The organism is Paratractidigestivibacter sp. (assembly GCF_052362415.1).
GTDB lineage: Bacteria > Actinomycetota > Coriobacteriia > Coriobacteriales > Atopobiaceae > Paratractidigestivibacter.
On the sequence record NZ_DAWEMK010000202.1, the window covers coordinates 1 to 1,793 of the forward strand.

General features: G+C 66.9%; 2 protein-coding genes. One reads left to right on the plus strand and one right to left on the minus strand.

Features of this window, described 5'->3' with window-relative positions; all coding sequences use genetic code 11:
* Window positions 1–1,153 (minus strand): glutamine synthetase III (locus ACT84W_RS10925; RefSeq protein WP_444329242.1); only part of this gene is annotated, 1,153 nt, incomplete at its 3' end.
* Window positions 1,154–1,435: 282 nt separating this feature from the next.
* Here ACT84W_RS10925 and ACT84W_RS10930 point away from each other — a divergent pair.
* Window positions 1,436–1,793: hypothetical protein (locus ACT84W_RS10930; RefSeq protein ID WP_444329243.1), on the plus strand; the 358-nt coding region annotated here is incomplete at its 3' end.

A 1,793-nucleotide genomic window follows, 5' to 3' on the forward strand; every position in this document is an offset into this window, starting at 1 on the left:
CCGGGGGCGCCTCGTTGGCGCCGAGGCGGTGGTCGTTACCGGCGGACGAGACGCTCACGCGCATGAGGTCGGCGTGCTTGTCGACCGCGGCGACGAGGCCCGCGAGGAAGACGAGGAACTGCAGGTTCTCGGAGGGGTTCGCACCCGGCTCGAGGAGGTTCTTGCCGTCTGCGCAGACCGACCAGTTGTTGTGCTTGCCGGAGCCGTTGACGTAGTCGAAGGGCTTCTCGTGCTGCAGGCAGGCGAGGCCGTGGTGGGTCGCGAGGAGCTTGAGCTTCTCCATGGCGAGCAGGTTGTCGTCGATGGCGAGCGACCCCTGCTCGAAGATCGGGGCGAGCTCGTGCTGGGCCGGGGCGACCTCGTTGTGCTTGGTCTTCGCGGGGACGCCGAGCTTCCAGAGCTCGTCGTCGACCTCCTTCATGAAGGCGTTGACGGTCGGGCGGATGGCGCCGAAGTAGTGCTCCTCGAGCTCCTGGCCCTTAGCAGGGGCGCAGCCGAAGAGCGTGCGGCCGGTGAGGACGAGGTCGGGGCGCTTCTGGAAGTCCTCCTCCTTGACGAGGAAGTACTCCTGCTCGGGGCCGACGGTGGTGATCACCGAGGTGACGTCCTTGCCGAAGAGCTTAAGGACGCGCTTGGCCTGCTCGGCCAGGGCGACCTGCGAGCGGAGCAGCGGGGTCTTCTTGTCGAGCGCCTCGCCGGTGTAGGAGATGAAGGCCGTCGGGATGCAGAGGACCTCGTCCTTGATGAAAGCCGGGGAGGTCGGGTCCCAGGCGGTGTAGCCGCGGGCCTCGAAGGTGGCGCGCAGGCCGCCGGAGGGGAAGCTCGAGGCGTCGGGCTCGCCCTGGATGAGCTCCTTGCCGGAGAACGACATCAGGACCGAGCCGTCGTCCTTCGGGGTGATGAAGGAATCGTGCTTCTCGGACGTGATGCCGGTGAGCGGCTGGAACCAGTGCGCGTAGTGCGTGGCGCCCTTCTCGAGCGCCCACTCCTTCATGGCGTGGGCGACCTCGTTGGCGATGTCGAGGTCGAGGGCCTTGCCCTCCTTGATGACCTTCGTGAGCTCCTTGTACGTAGGCTTGGGGAGACGTTCCTGCATGACCTTGTCGGTGAACAGCAGGCTGCCGTACTCCTCGGTGACCTTGTCCTTGCCCATGTGCGCCTCTTTCCGTTGGGTTGCGTGGCGTGCTTGGCTTACGTTTGACAACTCTAGTTGCCCATTGTTGCACGGGAGTTAATGCATGGTGTCCCGTGTGGGCAAGTTCGTGTGCGTTTTTGTAACCGGGCGGAGTCGCGGTGTTTCGCGCGGCGGGAGCACGCGGGGCACGGGTCCGCGAGGGCTCAACCGCGGCCCAATCGAGAACCGCGCCCGGCGCACGGCCTGTAGCACGGCCTATACTAGGTGGCGCATGTTCAGACGGACCAAGGACGGAATATCATGCCAAAGCACTTCAGCGAGCCGGACTCGCCGGCGCCGCGCCGGCGCAGGCGCGCAACGGGCGAGGATCGCGTCTTCGACAACGGGTACGACCCTCGCCAGGACTTCGCGGACAGCGAGTACGGGCAGGGCACATACGGGCAGGACGCCTATGGGCAGGACCAGTACCGCGACCAGGCGGCGACGCGCGGGCAGGGCGCGGGCTACGGGCAGGGCAACGGCGCCCGGCGCGGCTCCTATACCCAGACCCCCTATGTCCAGCCTCCCTACGCGCAGGATCCCTACGCCAAGGACGGGCACGGTCAGCAGCAGGACCCCTACGCCGAGCCGAACTATGTCGAGCAGGAGGCGCCCGGCG